Genomic DNA, 575 nt, shown 5'->3' with positions numbered 1-575 from the left:
GCGTTAAGTTCCCTGTTGCCTCTTTGATTCCGATAATATTTTTTACTTTCGCCAGACGGCCCACCGTTTCCGGGAGCAGATCGCAGCCAGTACGGGACGGCACATTATACAGAATTTGCGGCAGGTCAGTATGCTCAGCGATGGCTTTGAAATACTGATACAAACCTTCTTGCGACGGACGATTGTAGTAAGGGGTTACCGTCAGGCAGCCGACGATACCACTGTCATTGAAGCGCTGCGTCAGGCTAATGGCTTCCGCAGTAGCGTTAGCGCCGGTCCCGGCAATTACCGGAATGCGCCCATCAGCCAGATCCAGCGTCATCATCACCACATCAGCATGTTCGTCATGATTTAAGGTAGCGGACTCGCCAGTGGTGCCAACAGAAACGATCGCCGAAGTACCGCTGGCGACATGATAATCAATCAGTTTTTTCAAGCTAGCCCGACAGACATTACCTTTTTCATCCATCGGAGTAACAATCGCGACAATACTTCCCGTGAACATGGGCCATCCTCTGTGCAAACAAGTGTCTCAATGGTACGTTTGGTATGGCATTAAAAGCAAGCAGACAGAA

At 50.3% G+C, this 575-nt stretch carries 1 protein-coding gene; it reads right to left on the bottom strand.

Annotation, left to right across the window (positions count from 1 at the left end):
- Positions 1-505: 4-hydroxy-tetrahydrodipicolinate synthase (gene dapA, locus DDE13_RS22645; protein ID WP_111406412.1), on the bottom strand; the 505-nt coding region annotated here is incomplete at its 3' end.
- Positions 506-575 lie beyond the last annotated feature (70 nt).

It is taken from the genome of Meridianimarinicoccus zhengii (assembly GCF_003254465.1).
Classification (GTDB): domain Bacteria; phylum Pseudomonadota; class Alphaproteobacteria; order Rhodobacterales; family Rhodobacteraceae; genus Meridianimarinicoccus; species Meridianimarinicoccus zhengii.
Note: the sequence above shows the minus strand (reverse complement) of the source record. Positions and strands in the feature narration are given on the sequence as shown.